This is a genomic window from Planctobacterium sp. R6, assembly GCF_055755215.1.
The window spans coordinates 1-20,463 of sequence record NZ_JBVTQY010000031.1; the positions used below are offsets into that span (position 1 = coordinate 1).

Sequence of the window (20,463 nt, forward strand, 5' to 3'; positions counted from 1 at the left end):
TTTCACTCAAACCTGTCATCCACCCCCTGTCTAACAATACGAAAAACTGAGGCGACAACTATCCTGACACAGGGGGGTACCGAGAAGCCGGAGCCATCAGCCTTGACTGGGTAAGCTCTGTCGAAGACGAAACCAAAAATAACTATTTTAGCTGCCCCAGAAGCCGTCGCAGTCGCTGCCTGATTGATCCCGATGTGTTTGATTTAAGTGGCGTCAGCTATTTGCTGACCACTATTTCTGTGCCCATCCTCTCGCGGGGTGAATTTATCGGCGTTGTGGGTGTCGACTTTGATGCCAATTTCGTAAAAGCCCTGATGACCAAAAGCGATGCTGCCCTGTTTGACGGCAAAGGCGAAGTGATGCTGCTGAGCGAAACCGGCAATATTATCGGCTACAGCGAAGACGCCGGTGCCTCCGGTAAATCGGTGTCTGAACTGGGGGGAAGTTTTGAACGGGAACTGGACGCTGCGGTTTCGGCCAGCGGCAATGTCTATTCCAGTAATCATCAGGGGCGCATTAACGTGGTTACGCGCACCGAAATTGGCGGGGTAGACAAACAGTGGTATCTGCTGGTGAGTGTGCCTGAGGATGTCATGCTGGACACCTCAAATCGCCTGCGGGATGAAATCTCTGCCCGCAGTGATGCGGCCCTTTCACAATTGATTATCGCCGCGGTTATCCTGGCGGCAGTGGGTTTCTTTGGCATCACCTTGATATCCAACCAGATAGTTAAACCCATCGAGAAAATCCGCGACCTGATGAAAGATATCGCTGAAGGTGAAGGTGATCTGACCCGCCACATCCGGGTGTATGTCAATGATGAAACCGGCGAGCTGGCCACCTGGATCAATAAATTTATCGATAACCTGGCCAACATCGTACGCACCATCGACAGCAACGCCAGTTCAGTAAACGCCGGCTGTGAAGAAAGTCAGCAGGTTGCCAGTTTATGTGGCCAGGAGCTGGCAAAGAGCCGCGATTCGGTGGACCGCATCGTATCTGAAGCGGAGCAAATGTCACTGGCCTCACTGGAAGTCACTAAAAACATTCAGCACGTAGCAGAAGTCACCGATGGTACTAACCAGCAAGTACTGGAAAGCAGTGCCGCCATGGATGATCTGGTGAGCACCATGGGTCAGGTCAATAACGAAGTGAATAAAGCCACCAATGTCATTGGTCAGCTAAACGACGATATCGAACAAATCACCCACATTTTGACCACCATTCAGAACATCGCCAATCAAACCAATTTATTGGCGCTGAATGCCGCTATTGAAGCCGCCCGGGCCGGTGAACAAGGTCGCGGTTTTGCGGTGGTAGCAGATGAAGTCCGCACTCTGGCCAGCAGTACCCAAAGCGCAGTAGAAGAAACACAAAATATCATTCAGAGTATTCAAACCGGCTCAACCCAGGCGGTGGATGCCATGGCGCACGGCAATCAGATCACCACCGCTGCCACCTCCCTGGTGGAAGAAACCGGTAATCATCTAAACGGTATTCGCCAATCCATGGAGCAAATCACCGGTATGACCTCGGTAATTGCTGCGGCGGCTGAAGAACAGAATCAGCTGGCGCATAATATGTCGAACGATATCAACAAGGTGGGCAGCGATGTCAGCGGTGTGGCACAACGCGCCATCGATCTGGCAGACAAATCAAAAGTACTGGCAATGAGCAGTCACAACCTGATTGAGATTGTGCACAAGTTTAAAGTGTAGCGAGACTGCCAATGAGTGTGAGCCAATGCTCACACTCCCCCTGATTTACTTAACGTGTTTGCCGCCGGTCCAGCCACCTTTTTCTAACACGGTCTTACCCAGGGCTCTTGGCGCCTCTTCCAGGTCGGTGGCCATGGAATCATTCCAGCGATTGAGAAAGCCATACAGGCAAATCGCCCCCAGAATTTCCACAATTTCGTCTTCCGACCAATGTTGCTTCATGCGCACCATCAGTGGTTCATCTACCGCATTGGGCACACTGCCTGCTGCCAGCGCATAGTCCAGCGCCACCCGCTCTGCCTCGGTATACAAGGGGCTGGTTTGATACTCCCATACCGCGGCCACCTTTTCCTCGGATATACCGTGAATTTTAGCGGCAATCAAACTATGAGCTTCACAGTACTGACAGCCTGCTGCGCGACTGGCGAAATGGGCTAACAGGCGTTTAAACCCCAAATCAACAACACCGTCTTTGGCCATTACAGCCTGGGTCAACACGCCGAATCCCTTCACGATTTCAGGACGTCTTTGCATGGTGAGCAACGAGTTGGGAACAAAACCCAGAATATCCACAAAAATATCGAAATGCTCGGCCAGTTCCGGCGTTGTTTCTGGGGGTAGCGGGGCTAAATGTGCCATGAATTTTCCTCTGTCAGTAATTATTGGAATAATGAGAATAATTTGAATAGTGAAGATAACAGACCTACCATGGAGCGCACCTGTTGCAAACGAATTACCTGGTCAGGGGGTGTAATCTTTGGCGAACAAAATGTGATTCGTTACGGGTTGAATAAATCAAAAACAGCGCAATATTAAAGCCTTCAGATTTTTGCTGTGAAACTTGTATTCTCTGTCAGACTACAGAGGTAACAGCGTTGCTAATATCTGGTCACTCTGGACTCATTCTGAACACGGGAACTTACTATGCATGCACTCTCCATCAAAGGCCTGAAAAAAACCTACAAGGGCGGCACACAGGCATTAAAAGGCATAGACCTGACCGTGCAGGCCGGTGACTTTTTCGCCTTGCTGGGCCCCAATGGCGCAGGCAAGTCTACTACCATTGGCATTATCAGTTCACTGGTCAACAAATCCGAGGGACAGGTGGAAGTGTTTGGCCATTCCATCGACACTGAACTGGAAGCGGCCAAAGCCTGTATTGGTTTAGTGCCTCAGGAGTTTAATTTCAATCAGTTCGAAACCCTGTTGCAAATCGTCTGCAATCAGGCCGGCTTTTATGGCGTACCCCGCCCACTTGCACTACAACGGGCTGAAAAGTACCTGAAGCAACTGGACCTGTGGGAAAAACGCAATCAACCAGCCCGCACTTTATCCGGTGGTATGAAACGCCGCCTGATGATTGCCAGAGCCTTAATGCATGAACCTAAAATGCTGATTCTGGATGAGCCCACTGCCGGTGTCGACATCGAAATCCGTCGTGCAATGTGGGGATTTTTAAAAGAAATAAACCAACAGGGCATTACTATCATCCTGACCACCCATTATCTGGAAGAAGCCGAAATGCTGTGCCGCAATATCGCCATCATCGACAAAGGCGTTATTGTGGAAAATACCAGTATCAAAGGATTGCTCAGCCAGCTGATTATGGAAACCTTTATACTGGACCTGCCCGGCTGTAGCGCCGATCCAAAACTGGAGGGCTTTATCTACCGCATGCCGGATGTGCATACCCTGGAAGTAGATATTCCCAGAGACAATAGCCTCAACAAATTGTTTCAACAGTTGACCGACAAAGGCATTGAAATCATGAGTATGCGCAACAAAGCCAATCGACTGGAAGAGTTATTTGTCAACCTGGTAGAAAATGGCCGCAAAGCACAACAACAGGAGGCCAAATAATGACTCACTATAACTGGGTAGCCTTAAAAACCATCTGGCGTAAAGAGATCACCCGTTTTACCCGCATTTGGGTGCAAACCCTGGTTCCCCCGGCGATTACTATGACCCTGTACTTCGTGATTTTTGGCAGCCTCATCGGTAGCCGTATTGGCGAGATGGGTGGCTTCTCCTACATGGAGTTTATCGTACCCGGTCTGATCATGATGTCGGTCATCACCAACTCCTACGCAAATGTGTCGTCGTCGTTTTTTAGCTCTAAATTTCAGCGTAATATCGAGGAACTCATTGTGTCACCAGTGAGCACCTGGGTGATTATTGCCGGTTATGTGGGCGGTGGCTTAAGTCGCGCCGTGTTAACCGGTATCATTGTCACAGCGATATCCCTGCTGTTCGTAGATATCAGTCTGCACAGCCTGCCCGTTATCATCGTCACCCTGATCCTCACTTCCACCCTGTTTTCACTGGCCGGGTTGATTAATGCCGTTTTTGCCAAAACCTTTGACGACATCAGTATCATTCCGACATTTGTATTAACGCCGATGACCTATCTGGGAGGGGTGTTTTACAGTCTGAGTTTATTACCGGAATTTTGGCAATGGGTAAGCAAAATTAATCCTATTGTGTATATGGTCAGCGGCTTCCGTTTTGGCTTCCTCGGGCAGTCTGATTTTACCGTCATGACATCATTGCTGGTGCTGGTGATTTTTAACCTGGTTTTCTCGGCAATCGCCTGGCGCCTGATTTCCACCGGCACCGGAATTCGCTCCTAAAATGCAAGGTAACTCCCGCTCAATCAGCACCAATCAGCAGGACATCCATGACAAATTGCCGGAGATTGTTCTGCGCCACCAACGCAGTGTGAATCAAAAACCGATTCAGCCTCATACAGAAGCGGCTTTTCAGCAGATATCGGCCTGGCTGGCAACGTTTGAGCAGCGTTCAGTCATTCTGGACTCCTGTTGCGGCATCGGAGAAAGTACCTGGCGACTGGCAGAGCAGTACCCTGAAGCTCTGGTGATTGGTATTGATAAATCCGCCGTACGCATTAACAAACACGGCAAACAGGATGAATATCAAGGCACCGAAAAGGGCCAGCACGCTGATGATTCTGAAGTGATTTCTGGTGGCAGTAACTATCGGGTGATACGCGCTGATGTCATTGATTTTTGGCGTCTGGTAAGGGCAGCCAACTGGCCGGTGACAAAGCACTTTTTACTGTATCCCAATCCCTATCCCAAGTCTGCTCAGGTACAAAAACGCTGGCATGCCAGTGCCTCACTGCAGGATGTACTGGCGATTGGGGGAGAACTGACGGTGCGCAGCAACTGGCAAATATACATCGAGGAATTTGCCACAGCGTTAACCCTTTGTGCTAAATCCCCGCGTGTTTCACAGGTAGAACAAGGCGTTGCCATCACGCCCTTTGAACGCAAATACTGGAACAGCGGGCAACAAAGCTGGCAGGTCAACTGTTCGCTCTGAGCCAGGCACAGTAATCAACGCACAGCAGGCATCGCCTGACTGAAGTAAAACCCCTGACCGTATTCAATATTGAGTTTTTGCATCGCCGTCAGGGTTGCATGGCTTTCGATGTGTTCCGCAATAACTGCGACGTCATTCAGTCGGGCTTTTTGCAACACCTTGCGCAGCGCTTCCGGCTCCTTAGCTGTTAACGATTTTAGCGCATGACTTTCCACCTTCACGCCATCTATCGGATAGGACAAAACGCTTTCCAGTTGCTCACAGGGCGCACTGAATCGGTCCACCACAATCTGAATATCCAGGGTTTTTCCCAGCAGCAAAAAGGTTTTAAATTGTTCCGGGTAACTGAACAGAGTGTGAGCACAAATCTCTAAGGTTATGCGGTGAGCGTTGGGATAATCCCGCAAGCTGCGTTCAATGAATACCGCCGTCTGAGGATCAAGCACGTCCTGTTCAGTAATGTTGATGCTCCAGTTAACCTGTTTATCCTTGAAATACTGTGCACTTTGGTGAAACACCTTCTGGGTCAGTTCTCCGTGGCAACTGTTTTTCTCCACCAGATACAAAAAGTCACTGGGCAGGAAAATCTGCTCCCCAGGGTATATCAACCTGGCGAGACACTCATAACCCCACACGGAATTATCAGAAAGATCCATGATTGGCTGGAAAAACGGAACAACATTTTCGAGGTTGAAATCCCGACTGATTTCACGCACTTGCATATTATTACTCTGCCTGTTGAATCGCAGGGCGGTAAAAATACTTAACAGTCTTAACACACCTGCTATTTTTGAATATAGCAGCTAACCGGATCTTGTCGAATTCTTGCTGATTAGACCTGTGATTGCAGAGTATTCGATAAAAAAGTAAACTAGCCCGTTAGCTGTTCCGGGCCGCCGCTGAATGGGTATTTCAGGGCTTTTTGTGGCGGATTCAGCCAGAATTAAATGCAACTGTTGGTTCGGCAAACCAGCGCGAAGTGAGAGAGAGTTTTGAAAAAAGCGGAAGCAAGCCTGGAGCACCTGTATCGGGTGTTTACCGTTCCCGAGCAAGGGGACTCCAAACTGGCAGAAATAGAACAACAGTTGTCGGCCAACTTGTCAGAATTTTTGGGCCAGCACGTGGTCACACAGGCCCGTTCATTAGAAGATCTGGAACGCGATTTTGCCGATTTTCGGGTACCCGAAGAGCCCGAATTTGTTTCCGCACACGCTGAACATTTGCTGGACAAACTGGTAGCCAATTCAGTCAATACCTACTCGCCGACGTTTATCGGTCACATGACGTCTGCACTGCCCTATTTCCATTTACCTCTTTCCAAACTGCTGGTCGGTCTGAACCAAAACCCGGTGAAAATAGAAACGTCCAAAGCCTTTACACCACTGGAGCGTCAGGTCCTGGGTATGCTGCACAAGCTGGTTTACGACAATGACGACAGCTTCTATCAGGCTCATTTGCACAGTGCTCAGCGCGCCTTAGGCGCGTTTTGCTCCGGCGGTACCATTGCCAACATTACGGCGCTGTGGGTGGCACGCAACAATTTGCTGCGCGAATCAGGCGATTTTCGCGGCGTAGCCAAAGAAGGTGTTGCCGCCGCTATGCAGCATTACGGCTATAAGAAACTCGGGGTAATTTGTTCTCGCCGTGGCCATTACTCGTTGTCTAAAGCAGTGGATTTACTGGGTCTTGGACGGGAACAACTGCTCACCGTTGACTGCCCGGGACAAACATTATCGGCTGAAAAAGCCCTGCAAACTGCACAAGAATTTGAAGCTCAGGGCAATAAGGTCATTGCCATCGTAGGTATTGCAGGCACCACCGAAACCGGGCACATAGACCCGCTTAATGAACTTGCCGACGTGGCCCAACAACTGGGTTGCCATTTTCATGTAGACGCCGCCTGGGGCGGTCCTACCTTGTTTTCAAAAACCCATTCGACCCTGTTGGCGGGAATAGAAAAAGCCGATTCCGTCACCATCGATGCGCACAAACAAATGTATGTGCCTATGGGGGCAGGTATGGTGCTGTTTAAAAACCCGGAGCACTCCAATGCCGTGCGCCACCATGCCAACTACATACTCAGGGCCGGTTCCAAAGATTTAGGGGCCACCACCCTGGAAGGCTCCCGCAATGGCATGGCCATGCTGGTGTATTCAGCATTACATATTTTTGGTCGCAGTGGTTATGAATTACTGGTGGACCAAAGCATTGAGAAAGCCAGATTGTTCGCGCAGCTCATTACTGATGATCCGGACTTTGAACTGATCACAGATCCCACCTTGTGCATTCTTACTTACCGCGTTTGCCCGCGAGTAGTACAGGCCCAGTTAACACAGGCCACAGACAGTGAAAAACAAAAAATTAATCAGCGTCTGGATGACTTAACCGTTCGGGTACAAAAACAACAGCGGGAGTCAGGCAAGTCTTTTGTTTCCCGAACCCGTCTGGAAGTCGCCAAATACCAGGGGCAAACTATCACTGTATTCCGGGTAATCCTGGCCAACCCACTCACCACAAAACAAGATTTGTTGGATATTCTGGCTGAGCAAAAGGCCATTTCCAGCACCACTCAGGTGTTTCAAAAACTCATCGCCCCGGCAGCCTGATCGGCAAACAAAAAAGCCACCTTTGCAGAGGTGGCTGTTTCAGTTCAGCGAGTAACTCCCGGTTAAGAATCTAATCCAGACTTACCGGCAGGTTGTCTATCAGGCGGGTTTTGCCTAAAAAGGCCGCCGCCAGAATCACCAACTCGGTATCTTCGTGACTGGGATGCATCAGGGTTTCAACACAGCGAATTTCGATGTAGTCGGTTTTAAAACCGGCGTTATTCAGAAACAATGAATGCTCTTTCACCAGTTGCCGGAAGTCTCTGCGACCGGAAATGATCTGTTCCGACAGAGTCATCAGGGTGGCATATAACTTAGGGGCGATGGCTCGCTCTTTATCGTTCAGATAACCATTGCGACTGCTCATCGCCAGACCGTCAGATTCGCGTACAGTTGGCACGCCGTGAATAGTCAGGTTCATGGACAAATCCTGAACCATGGCCCGAATGACCTGCAACTGTTGGAAGTCTTTCTCACCAAAAAAGGCGTGATTGGGCTGCACCATATTAAACAGCTTGCAGACAATAGTCGCCACACCACGGAAGTGACCTGGTCGGCTGGCGCCACAGATCATGTAGGACAAACCTGGTACTTCCACAAAGGTTTGTTGCTCAAGCCCGCGGGCATAAATGGCCTCAGCATCGGGGATAAACAAACAATCAACACCCAATGCTTCGAGATACTCACAGTCCCGTTCCATGGTTCTCGGATAGGCATCCAGATCCTCATTAGGCCCAAATTGCATTGGGTTAACAAAAATTGACACTACCACCACATCACACACTTTTTTGGCTTCTTTCACCAGTTGTAAATGACCGTCGTGTAAATTGCCCATGGTAGGTACAAAGCCAATAACTTTGCCGTCGATTTGCCAGCTGCGTCGCATTTCCCGCAACTTGAGAATGTCAGAAACTTTCTGCATGAATTTGCCTCTAAAAAACCTGAGAGAATCGTCGTCAGCTTACGCGCATTGCGTTCTCAGCCTAGTCGACAAAACTGTGAGCCTCGTCCGGAAACTGCCCGTTTTGCACTTCTTCGATAAATTTCGCCACGGCACTGCGGATATCGCCGGTTTCCTCCAGATAGTTTTTGGAAAATTTTGGCATGTAGTTGGCGCTGATACCAAACATATCGTGCATTACCAGTACCTGGCCATCGGTTTCAGGCCCGGCACCGATGCCAATAACCGGGATGGACACTGCGTTAGTGATCTGCTCTGCCAAACCGTTGGGAACACACTCCAGCACCAGCATTTGAATGCCTGCCTGCTCCAACTGTTGCGCATCCGCAATCATTTTTTGTGCTTTTTGTTGATCACGGCCCTGTACTTTGAAACCGCCGAAAACATTCACCGACTGAGGCGTTAATCCCAGATGGCCACAAACCGGAATACCACGGGTAACCAAACCTTCAATGGTTTCCAGTAACCATTCGCCACCTTCCAGTTTTACCATCTGTGCCCCGGCGGCCATGAGTTTTGCTGCATTTTCATAAGCCTGCGCAGGAGTGGCGTAGGACATAAATGGCATATCCGCCACCACCAGGGCCCGTTCAGTGCCATTTTTTACAGACTGGGTATGATAGGCAATATTGTCCACCGTGACCGGTAAGGTGGAATCTTCCCCTCGCAGTACCATGCCCAATGAATCACCAATTAACAACACATCTATACCGGCCTGATCAAACAACTTGGCAAAGCTGGCATCGTAGGCAGTTAATACGCTTATCTTCTGCTTTTCCTGCTTCATTTTCAGCAAGACGGAAGTGGTCACTTTTTTCATAAAACTACTGCCTTATTCTCAAGGTTACGGGTAATCAGTATCAACCGGCGTCTTTTCAAACGCGCGTTTAATGCTGCACTATACGAAGAAACCATCTGATTTCAAGCGATCTGAATATTCTTTGCCGCCAGCAATTCGGTCAGTCCGTTTTTCGGGACTGCCTGCAACCGTTGTCTGACGGTGCTGCCATCCGGCAAGCTGAGCTGGGGTGCGATTTCAAAAAGTGGGTATAAGACAAATTCGCGGTGCTGAAAGTGATAATGAGGCACAGTGAGATGCTCGGTATTGATGACGCGTTGTCCGAACAAAATAATATCCAGATCCAGGGTTCTTGGCCCCCAGCGTTCCGCTTTTCGTGTTCTGCCCTGCTCAAGCTCAATGTTTTGCAGCGCTTTTAACAAAGCTTCCGGCGTCAGCAAACTGCTAATAGCTGCGACCGCATTGACATATTCCGGCTGGTCACTGGGCCCCAGCGGCGTGCTACTGTAAAAACCGGAATGCTTTAGCAGCTGGGTATCAGGAAGACGTTTAATTGCCGACAAGGCATTGTGAAGTTGCCGCACCGGGTTATTCAGGTTGGCGCCCAGTCCGATGTAGACGATTTCCCGGGTCACGACTTTTTATTGTGAAAGTGACGTTTTCTGCGCGCCGGTTTACCATCTCTGCCTCGCAGATTGGCCAACATCTTTTTGCGCTGTGGTGCCCCGGCATCCTGAAATTCAGTCCACCACTGTCCCACTTCGGCGATCTCACCGCCTTCCACATCACCACGCAAAACTAAAAAGTCATATGCGGCTCTGAATCTGGCGTGTTCAAGGGTAACCCAGGCCCGCTTGCCAAAGCGTTTGGGTAAACGATGCTGTAGTAACCAGATATCGCGGATCACGGCCGTAAAGCGTTTGGGGATCATAATGCGCTGCATTTGGCGATGTAATACATCATTCATGGCCATAATAAAGGCATCGTGGCGGTTAAATCCCCCTTCGCTCATGTGTTGCTCCTGCCGCTCTTCAACGGCATACCACATCACAGCGGCATAAAAGAACGCGGGCGTCACCCTTAACCCGGAGTTGATGCGGTTGTCGGTATTAGCCAGCACCTTTAGTAAAAACTGATACTCTTTACCTTCGGGGTTTTCCAGCAAGGGCTGAATCTGCGGGAACAGTTGACCAAACAAATGATATTGGTGCATCAATTTAAAGGTAGCCACGCCGGCCCCATTGATAAACAGTTTGATCACTTCTTCAAACAATCTGGCGGGTGCCACATTGCTCAGTAAATCAGCCAGTTCTGGAATAGGATCACTGGCTCTGGCGGTGATGGTAAAATCCAGTTTGGCCGCGAATCGCACCGCTCTGAGCATTCTGACCGGATCTTCACGGTAACGGGTTTCAGGATCGCCAATCAGTTCCAGTTGTTTTTTAGCAATGGCGTCACGTCCATTGGCAAAATCGCGGATACTGTAATCTGCGATATTGTAGTACATCGCGTTAACGGTAAAATCCCGGCGCTCCGCGTCTTCTTCAATTGAGCCAAATACATTGTCTCTGAGTAATTGTCCGGCTTCACTTTGCTGGCTGGTTTGGGCTCTGTCGTTGTCTTCCACCTGGTGGTGACCGCGAAACGTTGCCACTTCGATAATTTCCCGACCAAAAACAATATGCGCTAACCGGAAACGACGACCAATCAATCGACAATTGCGAAACAGACCTTTAATTTGCTCAGGGGTGGCGTCGGTGACCACATCAAAATCTTTGGGATGATGGCCCAGTAACAGATCGCGCACACAGCCGCCTACCAGATAGGCCTGATGACCGCTGCCATGCAGTCGATACAGTACTTTTAAGGCATTAGGGCTGATGTCATCACGGGAAATCGAATGCTGACTGCGAGGCACCACAACATCGCCAGAGAGTTGTTCGGCAACGATTTCGGGTTCACCTTTTCCAGTGAATGCGTTCCTTACTTTGTCAAATACCCTGGAAATAATATGCCTGACTCCGATCTTGCTGGGTTTAGGTAAGAATACCTGAAAATTAGATAAGCTGAGAAAATATATCCTGAAAAATAAGCGATTCGCCAGCTTTTTCGGGCGCGGATTTTAAACTAATCGGTCACTAATTTGAATAACTTTTCGTCAACACCAGCGCCCGGTTACCTTTTTTTCCAGTGTTGAGGGTAAATTGTCCGGGTTCCAATGTTGCACGGCCCAGTTCAACAGCCGGTCTTTATCAGTGCGGAGTAATTCTGGCGGAATATCTGCCCCTAAAAAATCGAGTGCAGAGCACAGGTTTTGCTGCACCTGAGTCTCGTCCAATTCCGGACTGTGATTTTGTTTACTTAATTTTTTACCCGGCGAAGAAACAGCTAATGGAATGTGTAAAAACGAGGGGGTGGGATGATGCAGCAAATTGTAAAGCACCAACTGACAAGCACTGGGCAGCAACAAATCCGCACCGCGCACCACCTGGGTAACATTCTGCTGTATATCATCCAGCACGGCCACCAGGTGATAACCAAAAATTCCGTCCCGGCGTTGCAGCACAAAATCTTCGTTTATAACCTCATCCGGTACCTGAATCTGGCCCAGTCTGGCGTCATTTAACGCCAGGCTTTGCCCCGGATTTTTGATGCGTACGGCGCAACCTGGCTGAGATAATTTTCGCGCCCTGCAGAAACCGTCATACAGAGTTCCCCTGGCCTTTATGGCTTGCCGGGTACAATCACAATAGTAACAATAACCCTGCTGTTGCCACCGGGTCAGGGTCTCCCGGTAGTAGTCCAGATGCTGACTTTGATAATACACTGGCTCATCCCAGTACAAGCCGTGGGCTTCCAGCGTTTTTAAAATGCTGTCCGTCGCCCCGGGTTTCACTCTGGGTTGGTCAATATCATCAATGCGCAGTAGCCATGTACCCTGCTGTTTTTTAGCTATCAGGTAACTGGCCAGGGCAGTGACTAATGAGCCAAAGTGCAGGTTACCACTGGGCGAAGGTGCAAAGCGCCCACGGTACCTTTCGGTCCCGGGCTCGCCCTCTGCGGCGGGTGTATTCTGAACCATGGAAAAGCTCACTTTTCGGACATAAAAAAAGCTGCAATTTGCAGCTCTTCTTATTTAACCTAGCAGTTGCTTTTCTTTAATTTCAGCCATGGTTTTGCAATCGATACACATATCAGCGGTAGGTCTGGCTTCCAGACGTTTTACGCCAATTTCTATACCGCAAGAATCGCAAAAACCAAAATCATCTTCTTCAATGCGCTTCAGAGTCTTTTCAATTTTCTTGATCAACTTACGTTCACGGTCACGGGTGCGCAGTTCTAAACTAAACTCTTCTTCCTGCGCGGCACGGTCAACCGGGTCCGGGAAGTTGGCAGCTTCGTCCTGCATATGATGCACTGTGCGATCCACTTCTTCACGAAGTTGATCACGCCATGCCAACAGAATCAACCGGAAATGATCCAGTTGCTTGCTGTTCATATATTCTTCGCCGTCTTTCTCCTGGTAAGGCTCCAGGCCAGCCAGCGCCAAAAGCCCTAACGTTTTACCATCTTTACCTGTCGGCATAGGTCAACTCTCCTAAACGACTATGAGACCTGCTAAAAAGGGTCGCTATCTTATACAAAAATCTACAAAAAGAGCAATATTTGATATTTGCTCACCTACAATACTTGCTAAACGCGGGTTGTTGGCGGGCTAACAAACCACTGATCACCCGGCAGATTGACACAATTTTTATCGCTGGGCAAATATGGTGTTCATTTATCGCTTTTCAAGCAAAAAATTTTAATAACTGGCTAACAACTGCTTGTTTTTTCGCCTAAACATCGTAAACAAACGGGATTTTCTTGTTTAACACGATTTCTTTTTCACTGATATCGCAGCCATAAGCAAAGACTTTGACGCCTGCCTTGATGGCCTGACGCATTAAATCGAAGTATTCAGGGTCCAGTTTTTTGGCGATAGCCACACGTTTAATGCCGGTGTGCTGCACACAAAATAAAATGCCAGCATTGTTGCCCTGCAATGCCATGTAGGTGAGCTCTCTCAAGTGCTTTTGGCCCCGCTCTGTAACAGTATCCGGGAACAAACCTAAGCCTTTTTCAGCCAGTGTGACGGATTTTACTTCCAGGTACATTTGCGCGTGGTCACTGTTGGAAAGCAGAAAATCCACTTTACTGTTTTCGTTGCCAAACTTAACTTCCCGTCGGTATTGTCCGAAGGCACGAAACTCTGCCAGACGACGTTTATTCAGAGCCTCAAACACTAACTTATTGGCATTGTGAGTGTTAATACCTATCTTGTTGTAATCGTGATCAACGGCAATTTCCCAGGTGTACTTAAGTTTTCGCTTCGGATCATTATTGCTGCTCAACCACACCTTAAAACCGGGCTCAGCACACCCGGTCATGGCACCGGTATTGGGACAATGCGCCGTAACAATGCTGCCGTCTTCCAGGGCGACATCCGCTAAAAAGCGCTTATATCTTTTGACCAACGTGCCGCAAATAAGTGTTTTTGGAAATTGCATAGTGAAGCAGAACCTGTCGGGACATTTAAAGTGGGCAGTGATTGTGTCAAAATTCCCGGCGATAACCAAATACATTCTAAGGATGCCACATGTCAGAAACCCCTACCCAAGGCCAATTATCCGTTGTGCTAAGCACGTCACCTACGCCGGCCCCGTGGAACCCCAATGGGCCACTTTCCATCACGTCAGAAGGGGCAAGTATTCACCTGCCAGGCGATACCGCAACGCAACTACAACAGATTAAGGTGGCCGCCAGAAAACTGGCCACACTCACCCAGCGCGTCAGCCTGCAGGGAAACTGGAATGACGATCAGTGTATTGCCTTTTGTACCAGTTTTAACGACGCCAGACTTCGCTACGAGGTGACTTTTGCTGAGCAGCAAAATACGCCGGCCGTGAGCAATGCCTTAAGAGCGCACGCATTTACCGTCGCGCTGGTGAACGATACCCCGCAAAATGTCTCGCCCGAAGCGTTAGCAGAACGCGCCGTAAACTGGCTGACCGAACTGGCACCTGACGCCATTTCCCACAAGATGATTGTCGGCGAAGAACTGAAAAAAGCCGGATGGAACGGAATTTACGAAGTGGGCCGCGGTAGTGATCGGCCACCTGTGCTGTTGGATCTGGATTTTAATCCAGGTGGTGATCAGGACGCCCCGGTTCACTCTGTTTTAGTGGGTAAAGGCATTACCTTTGACAGTGGTGGATACAGCATTAAGCCCAGTGAAGGCATGTTGTCGATGAAATGTGACATGGCCGGTGCTGCCACCGTTACCGGCGCACTGGGATTGGCCATCATGAACGGTCTGCAACAGCGCACCCGTCTGATTTTGTGTTGCGCTGAAAATCTGATCAGTGGTCATGCTTACAAACTGGGCGACATCATCACTTATAAAAATGGTCTGACGGTTGAAGTGGTTAACACGGATGCAGAAGGTCGGCTGGTACTTGCGGATGGTTTGTTACTGGCCAGCGAATACCAACCTCGCAGGATCATTGACGCCGCCACGCTTACCGGGGCCGCCATGGTGGCCGTAGGTAGTCATTACAACGCCCTGTTTAGCCGGGACGATGAACTCAGGGCGCTGGCAATGCAGATTGCACAAGAAGTGCATGAACCCGCATGGCCATTACCTTTGGAAGCCTTTCACCAGGACAACTGCCCGTCACCCTATGCTGATACCGCCAACAGTCGCCCACAAAAAGGAGGCGGCGCCGGAGGTGCCAGTAACGCAGCAGGATTTTTGAGTCGATTTGTGCCCAACGACGGACAGGGCTGGCTGCATGTAGACCTGGCAGCGGCATTTAACAGCAGCGGCACAGACACCCAACCCGCCGGAGCTACAGCTCAGGGCATTCGCATGCTGGCGAATTTACTCAACTGACAGGGAATACCAGTCAGCGATGATAAGTGACGGGTAAAAAACCGGATTAAAGGATCGTGTCCGAAGCACGCTCCTTTAATCCGGACTCTGAATGAATGGCTTATATTCCGCCCAGACGTTCTGCCAGTTCCTTGTATTTTTCCACATCTGTGCGATCAAATAGCGGATCACCGGCAGCGTCTTTTTCCTTGGCATTTAACAAATGTTCTCGTTCCAGTCGTTGCACCCGAACGTCTTGTATTCCCAGATACTCTGCAACTTCAGCGACCGTCATTAAACTCATTGATTTTCTCCTCCCGATTTATTTTTCTTTGCTTATCAGGGATTTATTGGTTAACAAAATAGGCCAGATAGCTTGCTAATAAAGCCCCCGGCGGCCAGAGTAGTCTCTGGTGGTAAACTTAATAGATAGCACAGAATTGGCAAATAGGTAAACAAAGCACATTTTTTGTATTGGGTGAAAACGTTGTACGCAACGTTAAATCAGGGCAAACTAGCGCGTAAAACACTGACAGAGTTTCCACTTGGCCAAACTAACGATTTTTCAACAGGTAAGAGAATTTAACGACTGGCGTGCCAGTGCATTTGCGTTAACCTTACTGGAAAGAATGTATCCCAATTACCACCTTTTTTGTGAACTCACCGGTTTTTACGACGCTGAACAATTGCGTCACACACTCAATAGTCTCTGGGACTGGTTAGGATCACCGAAAACCAAAATCAATTTTGAATCGCAACGCTTAAAACTGGATGAAGCCACGCCGGACATTAACAACTTTGACAATTACGGCGTGTATCCGGCATTGGATTTTGCCGTGTCATTGGACTCGGTGTTAAACCTGATTTCCGGAGAAGACGCACAGGGCGCCGTGGTTGTAAGCAAAGTATCTCAGGGCTGTGTAGAAGCCTACATAGAGGCATCTGAAGGCGAACAGGAAGACATTAAACAACATCCTCTGATGAGTTGGGAAATTGCCTTTCAGGCGGAATTGATTGCCCTGTTGCAGGGGAAGATCAAACGCAATAACGATCTGGTCAAGCGCTTAAAAGCACTCGCTGTTGAGGAAGGGATCAGTAATATCGGGCTGGAGATTGTTTAAAGTACAAAATTATTCAACAAAATCAGCCCCCAGGTCAGGGTCAGCAGCAGCAACACAAAAAATACCGCGGCTGAACCAATATCCTTGGCCTGTTTTGATAGCGGATGCAATGATGTACTGATGCGGTCCACTGTCGCCTCAATCGCACTGTTCAACAACTCGACGATCACCAGTAAAAATACCGGCATCAGCAAAAGTACCAGCTGCTCGACGGACGTGCTGAGCAAAAAAGCCAGCGGACACATCACCGCCGCCAATGTCAGTTCCTGACGAAACGCCGACTCATGTTGCCAGGCCAGACGAATGCCGTCCATTGAGCATTTTGTGGCCTTAAACAACCGGGCCAGCCCGGTGCCATTGGGTTTGTTGTGCATTAATTAAAAGCCTTTCAGGGTTGATATTGCAATAACAGCGAAGACACTTGTCGTGTGTTCTTCCGTTTTATTTCCTGCAGTGATGCTGGTATTGACCATGCCAATTCGATTTCATGCTCAATATAAATTAAGGCGTTATCTTGCAGTAAATTGTGATTCAGTAAAGCCTCAACCACAGGTTGTAACAAATTCTTCTTAAACGGCGGGTCGATAAACACAATATCAAACTTCTGATCACAGGTACCTAACCAGGTCAGCGCATCCTGATTGACAATCTGCAGCGCCTGCTCATCGGCATTCAGTAATGTGCGTATATTGCGCAGTGAGCCGGCAATGTCTTTTTGCTTTTCCACCAGCGTGACCTGCCGAGCATGGCGGGACAATGCTTCCAGCCCTAACGATCCTGAACCGGCAAAAACATCGAGACAGGTTGCGTTTGCCACATCCTGCATCAGCCAGTTGAACAGAGTTTCTTTGGTGCGGTCGGTGGTGGGACGCAAGCCTTCACTGCTAATCACCGGTAACTTGCGTCCACGCCATTTTCCGGAAATGATGCGAATGAAACCTGCTGATTTCGATGAAGCTGATTGTTTAGCGCGCATTGAAGCCTGGCTCCCCTGTGATATGATGCCGTTCCAAAAAATAACGGGAAATTTGTGTCGGGCACAAGTTTACCAAACTCCCCCTCCGGGATCTGCAAGACAATGCTCTGTATAGTTCATGATATGAATAGATAATGATCGATACAGATAGTGTGCGGATGACCTGGATTGCTGAAACATCAGGAATTACACGTACGATGTCAAAATTTTTTGATTGGTTTAACAAAGATAAAAACCCAAAAGATGCCCCGGCGACTGATCAGCCTGGCCAGGAAGACACGCAGGAGCAGGTCACCGGGCAGACTGCACAGGAGGTCCAGCCAACAGAAGAGCCGGTAACCGAAACAGCTGAAACTATCGCTCAGGACAGCCATGAAAAAGCCGACACAACGACAAAAGAAGAAAACTTCTTTTCCCGTCTGAAACGCGGTCTGGCGAAAACCGGTGACAATATTGGGTCTGGCATGGCCAACCTGTTTCTGGGTAAAAGCATTGATGATGATTTATTTGAGGACCTGGAAACGCAACTGTTGACGGCCGATATTGGTGTTGAAACCACGACCCGGATCATTGATGAACTCACCGAGCAGGCCAGTCGTAGCCAACTAAAAAATGCCGATGAGCTGTACCCGGTACTCAAGAATCAGATGAGTAACATGCTAACCGCCATCAGCGCCCCACTGGTTATTGATGACAGCAAAACCCCCTTTGTTATATTAATGGTGGGGGTTAACGGTGTGGGCAAAACCACCACCATAGGTAAGCTGGCTAAGCAATTGAAAAACCAGGGTAAGTCGGTCATGTTAGCCGCCGGGGATACCTTTCGGGCAGCCGCCGTTGAACAACTACAGGTATGGGGTGAACGCAATGATATTCCGGTGATTGCACAACACACCGGAGCGGACAGCGCCTCCGTATTGTTTGACGCCCTGCAGTCTGCCAAAGCGCGCAATGCCGACGTGTTGATTGCCGACACCGCAGGCCGTCTGCAAAACAAAGACAACCTGATGGAAGAGCTGAAAAAAGTCGTGCGGGTCATGAAAAAACTGGACCCCGAAGCACCACACGAAATCATGCTGACCTTAGACGCCGGCACCGGACAAAACGCCATCAGTCAGATGAAATTGTTCAGCGACGCCGTTGGCATTACCGGCCTGACACTCACCAAGTTAGATGGCACCGCTAAAGGCGGCGTGATCTTCGCGCTGGCTGATAAATTTAATATCCCGGTGCGTTTTATCGGTGTTGGTGAAGGCATCGATGATTTGCAGACATTTGACGGCAAGACATTTATTGACGCATTATTTGAAAAAACCAAACATTAACCATCGTCGGATGCGAATCAGGCCACAATGATCAAGTTTGAAGAAGTCAGCAAAACCTATCCAGGCGGGCATTTGGCCTTAAGCAAGGTCAACTTCCACGTTGCCCCCGGAGAAATGGTCTTTCTTACTGGCCATTCCGGGGCCGGTAAAAGCACCTTATTAAAACTGATCAGCCTGATGGAACGCCCCAGCGTAGGCCGGGTATACATCAACGGCCATGATTTGAGCCGCATTACCCGACGTGACGTCGCTTACGTGCGCCGCGATATCGGTATGATTTTTCAGAACCATCAATTGCTGATGGACAAAACCGTGTTCGACAATGTCGCCCTGCCTCTGGTGATCGAAGGTTATTCCCGCAAACAGATCTATGCCAGAGTGCACGCAGCGCTGGACCGGGTTGGCCTGCTACACAAGCAAAACAATCCACCGGCAACCCTTTCCGGTGGTGAGCAGCAGCGGGTTGGGATTGCCCGGGCGGTGGTCAATCGTCCGCCCATTATATTAGCCGACGAACCCACAGGTAATCTGGACCCGGCCCTATCCCTGGAAATTATTCGCCTGTTTGAAGCCTTCAACAAAGCCGGGGCATCTGTATTTATCGCCACCCATGATTTGGGACTGATTGCGCGCATGCACTACCGCACACTGACCCTGAAAGGGGGCCAGATGATCAACGACGGCCTCACTGAAACGCCAGGAGTGCAGGCATGAGCCTGTTATTTAAGAGCCGTCAAAGCGGGGCACAGCAACATCAGATCGGCCTGTTGCAAAAACTGCTGATGTTTTTTACCAGTCATTTTCGCCAGTGCATTGCCAGTTTTGGCGAAATCATCAGAACACCACTGGCCTCAGTAATGACGATTGCGGTGTTGGGCCTGAGCATTACCCTGCCCGGCACCCTCTATGTGCTGGTGAAAAACCTGAATAATATCAGTGCCGATACCCAACAGGCGGCGGAGATCTCGGTGTTCCTGAAACAACAGGCCAGCGACGCTGACATTCAGCAACTGATCAAACGCATACGCACCTGGCCGGAAATCGAAAGCCTGACCTTTGTGTCTGCCGATGATGCCCTGGAGGAATTTCGCAGACTATCCGGTTTTGGTGATGCCGTTGATTACCTGGACAGCAATCCTCTCCCCAACGTATTGCTGGTGTATCCCAGTGACAAATTCGGCACCCCAGCCACTGCCAAAACCTTACTGGATAATCTCATTCAGGAGCGCGAAGTGGAATCGGGCAAACTGGATATCGAATGGCTGGAACGGCTACATGCCATACTTGCCATTGCCAACGAACTGGTTACCATGATCGCTTTATTGCTGTTTATCGCGGTAATACTGATTGTCGGTAACACCATCCGACTCAATATCTTCAACAAACGCAGCGAAATATTAGTCATGAAACTGGTAGGTGCCACCGACAGCTTTATTCAGCGTCCGTTTCTCTATACTGGTTTTTGGTATGGGTTTCTGGGCGGGATTATGGCCTGGATCACCATTGCCATTTTGCTCTGGTGGATGTCCTCTAACATTGAAGATATTTTAGCCCTGTATAATCAGGACTTTGACCTTGCTGGTATGAGCTTTTCAACCCTGATGTCAATGCTGGGTATATCCATTTTCATGGGTTTGGCGGGTTCAGCGATTTCCGTGTCCCGCTATGTCAGTCAGATTGAACCCAGGTAAATAGATAATG

At 49.2% G+C, this 20,463-nt stretch carries 22 protein-coding genes; 10 read left to right on the top strand and 12 right to left on the bottom strand.

Features of this window, described 5'->3' with window-relative positions:
* Positions 1-194 precede the first annotated feature (194 nt).
* Positions 195-1,718 carry a methyl-accepting chemotaxis protein gene (locus AC0J20_RS17080; RefSeq protein WP_473022645.1) on the top strand — a complete coding sequence of 508 codons (1,524 nt, stop codon included), beginning with the start codon at positions 195-197 and terminating at the stop codon, positions 1,716-1,718.
* 45 nt (positions 1,719-1,763) lie between these two features.
* Here the strand turns inward: AC0J20_RS17080 and AC0J20_RS17085 are convergent, their stop codons facing one another.
* On the bottom strand, positions 1,764-2,357 hold the full coding sequence (locus AC0J20_RS17085; protein WP_473022646.1) for a carboxymuconolactone decarboxylase family protein: 594 nt from the start codon (positions 2,355-2,357) through the stop codon (positions 1,764-1,766).
* 285 nt (positions 2,358-2,642) lie between these two features.
* Between AC0J20_RS17085 and AC0J20_RS17090 the strand changes: the two genes are divergently transcribed.
* Genes AC0J20_RS17090 through trmB form a run of 3 tightly spaced genes read left to right on the top strand, consistent with a single transcriptional unit; the run spans position 2,643 to position 5,060 of the window.
* Entirely contained in the window at positions 2,643-3,578 is a 936-nt protein-coding gene (locus AC0J20_RS17090; protein WP_473022647.1) for an ABC transporter ATP-binding protein, read from the top strand.
* Positions 3,578-4,348, top strand: coding sequence for an ABC transporter permease (locus AC0J20_RS17095; RefSeq protein WP_229529898.1), 771 nt, complete (start codon positions 3,578-3,580; stop codon positions 4,346-4,348). Before AC0J20_RS17090 ends, AC0J20_RS17095 begins: the two co-directional genes overlap by 1 nt.
* A 1-nt stretch (position 4,349) precedes the next feature.
* Positions 4,350-5,060 carry a tRNA (guanine(46)-N(7))-methyltransferase TrmB gene (trmB, locus tag AC0J20_RS17100; protein WP_473022648.1) on the top strand — a complete coding sequence of 237 codons (711 nt, stop codon included), beginning with the start codon at positions 4,350-4,352 and terminating at the stop codon, positions 5,058-5,060.
* A 14-nt stretch (positions 5,061-5,074) separates the two neighbouring features.
* Here the strand turns inward: trmB and AC0J20_RS17105 are convergent, their stop codons facing one another.
* Entirely contained in the window at positions 5,075-5,782 is a 708-nt protein-coding gene (locus AC0J20_RS17105; protein ID WP_473022649.1) for an EAL domain-containing protein, read from the bottom strand.
* 270 nt (positions 5,783-6,052) lie between these two features.
* Here AC0J20_RS17105 and panP point away from each other — a divergent pair, with 270 nt between their 5' ends.
* Entirely contained in the window at positions 6,053-7,666 is a 1,614-nt protein-coding gene (gene panP / locus AC0J20_RS17110) for a pyridoxal-dependent aspartate 1-decarboxylase PanP (protein WP_473022650.1), read from the top strand.
* 70 nt (positions 7,667-7,736) lie between these two features.
* Here the strand turns inward: panP and panC are convergent, their stop codons facing one another.
* The 7 genes from panC to sfsA all read right to left on the bottom strand — a co-directional run bounded on the left by panC (position 7,737) and on the right by sfsA (position 13,976).
* Positions 7,737-8,588 (bottom strand): pantoate--beta-alanine ligase, encoded by an 852-nt coding sequence (gene panC / locus AC0J20_RS17115; RefSeq protein WP_229529894.1) that lies wholly within the window; start codon positions 8,586-8,588, stop codon positions 7,737-7,739.
* A 61-nt stretch (positions 8,589-8,649) separates the two neighbouring features.
* Positions 8,650-9,447 (bottom strand): 3-methyl-2-oxobutanoate hydroxymethyltransferase, encoded by a 798-nt coding sequence (panB, locus tag AC0J20_RS17120; RefSeq protein ID WP_473022652.1) that lies wholly within the window; start codon positions 9,445-9,447, stop codon positions 8,650-8,652.
* Positions 9,448-9,548: 101 nt separating this feature from the next.
* Positions 9,549-10,061, bottom strand: a complete 513-nt coding sequence (gene folK / locus AC0J20_RS17125; protein ID WP_473022653.1) for a 2-amino-4-hydroxy-6-hydroxymethyldihydropteridine diphosphokinase — start codon at positions 10,059-10,061, stop codon at positions 9,549-9,551.
* Positions 10,058-11,344, bottom strand: coding sequence for a polynucleotide adenylyltransferase PcnB (gene pcnB / locus AC0J20_RS17130; RefSeq protein ID WP_473022680.1), 1,287 nt, complete (start codon positions 11,342-11,344; stop codon positions 10,058-10,060). The genes folK and pcnB overlap by 4 nt, the downstream gene beginning before the upstream one ends.
* 240 nt (positions 11,345-11,584) lie before the next feature.
* Entirely contained in the window at positions 11,585-12,508 is a 924-nt protein-coding gene (gluQRS, locus tag AC0J20_RS17135) for a tRNA glutamyl-Q(34) synthetase GluQRS (RefSeq protein ID WP_229529891.1), read from the bottom strand.
* A 54-nt stretch (positions 12,509-12,562) separates the two neighbouring features.
* Entirely contained in the window at positions 12,563-13,012 is a 450-nt protein-coding gene (gene dksA, locus AC0J20_RS17140; protein ID WP_229529890.1) for an RNA polymerase-binding protein DksA, read from the bottom strand.
* Between the two features lie 253 nt (positions 13,013-13,265).
* Positions 13,266-13,976, bottom strand: a complete 711-nt coding sequence (gene sfsA, locus AC0J20_RS17145; RefSeq protein ID WP_229529889.1) for a DNA/RNA nuclease SfsA — start codon at positions 13,974-13,976, stop codon at positions 13,266-13,268.
* 89 nt (positions 13,977-14,065) lie between these two features.
* Between sfsA and pepB the strand changes: the two genes are divergently transcribed.
* Positions 14,066-15,361, top strand: a complete 1,296-nt coding sequence (pepB, locus tag AC0J20_RS17150; RefSeq protein WP_473022655.1) for an aminopeptidase PepB — start codon at positions 14,066-14,068, stop codon at positions 15,359-15,361.
* A gap of 100 nt (positions 15,362-15,461) precedes the next feature.
* Here the strand turns inward: pepB and AC0J20_RS17155 are convergent, their stop codons facing one another.
* Positions 15,462-15,644, bottom strand: coding sequence for a MerR family transcriptional regulator (locus AC0J20_RS17155; RefSeq protein WP_229529887.1), 183 nt, complete (start codon positions 15,642-15,644; stop codon positions 15,462-15,464).
* A 241-nt stretch (positions 15,645-15,885) separates the two neighbouring features.
* On the opposite strand from AC0J20_RS17155, the gene AC0J20_RS17160 reads away from it, so the two are divergent.
* Positions 15,886-16,461 (top strand): YjaG family protein, encoded by a 576-nt coding sequence (locus AC0J20_RS17160; protein WP_229529886.1) that lies wholly within the window; start codon positions 15,886-15,888, stop codon positions 16,459-16,461.
* Here AC0J20_RS17160 and AC0J20_RS17165 read toward each other — a convergent pair.
* Together AC0J20_RS17165 and rsmD are read right to left on the bottom strand one after the other, a co-directional pair.
* Positions 16,458-16,835 carry a diacylglycerol kinase gene (locus tag AC0J20_RS17165; protein ID WP_473022656.1) on the bottom strand — a complete coding sequence of 126 codons (378 nt, stop codon included), beginning with the start codon at positions 16,833-16,835 and terminating at the stop codon, positions 16,458-16,460. The two genes, AC0J20_RS17160 and AC0J20_RS17165, sit on opposite strands and share 4 nt — an antisense overlap.
* A gap of 14 nt (positions 16,836-16,849) precedes the next feature.
* Positions 16,850-17,437, bottom strand: coding sequence for a 16S rRNA (guanine(966)-N(2))-methyltransferase RsmD (gene rsmD / locus AC0J20_RS17170; protein ID WP_473022658.1), 588 nt, complete (start codon positions 17,435-17,437; stop codon positions 16,850-16,852).
* A 197-nt stretch (positions 17,438-17,634) separates the two neighbouring features.
* Between rsmD and ftsY the strand changes: the two genes are divergently transcribed.
* The 3 genes from ftsY to ftsX are packed head-to-tail and all read left to right on the top strand — an operon-like array spanning position 17,635 to position 20,453.
* A complete protein-coding gene (gene ftsY / locus AC0J20_RS17175) occupies positions 17,635-18,762 on the top strand; it encodes a signal recognition particle-docking protein FtsY (protein ID WP_473022659.1) in 1,128 nt (375 codons plus the stop codon).
* 27 nt (positions 18,763-18,789) lie between these two features.
* Positions 18,790-19,476 carry a cell division ATP-binding protein FtsE gene (ftsE, locus tag AC0J20_RS17180; RefSeq protein WP_229529882.1) on the top strand — a complete coding sequence of 229 codons (687 nt, stop codon included), beginning with the start codon at positions 18,790-18,792 and terminating at the stop codon, positions 19,474-19,476.
* The gene (gene ftsX, locus AC0J20_RS17185; RefSeq protein ID WP_473022660.1) at positions 19,473-20,453 is read left to right on the top strand and encodes a permease-like cell division protein FtsX; all 981 of its coding nucleotides are present in this window, start codon (positions 19,473-19,475) and stop codon (positions 20,451-20,453) included. Before ftsE ends, ftsX begins: the two co-directional genes overlap by 4 nt.
* Positions 20,454-20,463 lie beyond the last annotated feature (10 nt).

What these genes read in the sequence shown, in the direction of transcription:
- AC0J20_RS17090 (WP_473022647.1), top strand. Translation starts at nt 2,643, where the DNA reads ATGCATGCACTCTCCATCAAAGGCCTGAAAAAAACCTACAAGGGCGGC.
- sfsA (WP_229529889.1), bottom strand. Translation starts at nt 13,976, where the DNA reads ATGCAATTTCCAAAAACACTTATTTGCGGCACGTTGGTCAAAAGATAT.
- rsmD (WP_473022658.1), bottom strand. Translation starts at nt 17,437, where the DNA reads ATGCGCGCTAAACAATCAGCTTCATCGAAATCAGCAGGTTTCATTCGC.
- trmB (WP_473022648.1), top strand. Translation starts at nt 4,350, where the DNA reads ATGCAAGGTAACTCCCGCTCAATCAGCACCAATCAGCAGGACATCCAT.
- panC (WP_229529894.1), bottom strand. Translation starts at nt 8,588, where the DNA reads ATGCAGAAAGTTTCTGACATTCTCAAGTTGCGGGAAATGCGACGCAGC.
- AC0J20_RS17155 (WP_229529887.1), bottom strand. Translation starts at nt 15,644, where the DNA reads ATGAGTTTAATGACGGTCGCTGAAGTTGCAGAGTATCTGGGAATACAA.
- ftsX (WP_473022660.1), top strand. Translation starts at nt 19,473, where the DNA reads ATGAGCCTGTTATTTAAGAGCCGTCAAAGCGGGGCACAGCAACATCAG.
- AC0J20_RS17165 (WP_473022656.1), bottom strand. Translation starts at nt 16,835, where the DNA reads ATGCACAACAAACCCAATGGCACCGGGCTGGCCCGGTTGTTTAAGGCC.
- ftsE (WP_229529882.1), top strand. Translation starts at nt 18,790, where the DNA reads ATGATCAAGTTTGAAGAAGTCAGCAAAACCTATCCAGGCGGGCATTTG.
- AC0J20_RS17085 (WP_473022646.1), bottom strand. Translation starts at nt 2,357, where the DNA reads ATGGCACATTTAGCCCCGCTACCCCCAGAAACAACGCCGGAACTGGCC.
- gluQRS (WP_229529891.1), bottom strand. Translation starts at nt 12,508, where the DNA reads ATGGTTCAGAATACACCCGCCGCAGAGGGCGAGCCCGGGACCGAAAGG.
- dksA (WP_229529890.1), bottom strand. Translation starts at nt 13,012, where the DNA reads ATGCCGACAGGTAAAGATGGTAAAACGTTAGGGCTTTTGGCGCTGGCT.
- ftsY (WP_473022659.1), top strand. Translation starts at nt 17,635, where the DNA reads ATGTCAAAATTTTTTGATTGGTTTAACAAAGATAAAAACCCAAAAGAT.
- AC0J20_RS17105 (WP_473022649.1), bottom strand. Translation starts at nt 5,782, where the DNA reads ATGCAAGTGCGTGAAATCAGTCGGGATTTCAACCTCGAAAATGTTGTT.
- AC0J20_RS17095 (WP_229529898.1), top strand. Translation starts at nt 3,578, where the DNA reads ATGACTCACTATAACTGGGTAGCCTTAAAAACCATCTGGCGTAAAGAG.
- pepB (WP_473022655.1), top strand. Translation starts at nt 14,066, where the DNA reads ATGTCAGAAACCCCTACCCAAGGCCAATTATCCGTTGTGCTAAGCACG.
- panB (WP_473022652.1), bottom strand. Translation starts at nt 9,447, where the DNA reads ATGAAAAAAGTGACCACTTCCGTCTTGCTGAAAATGAAGCAGGAAAAG.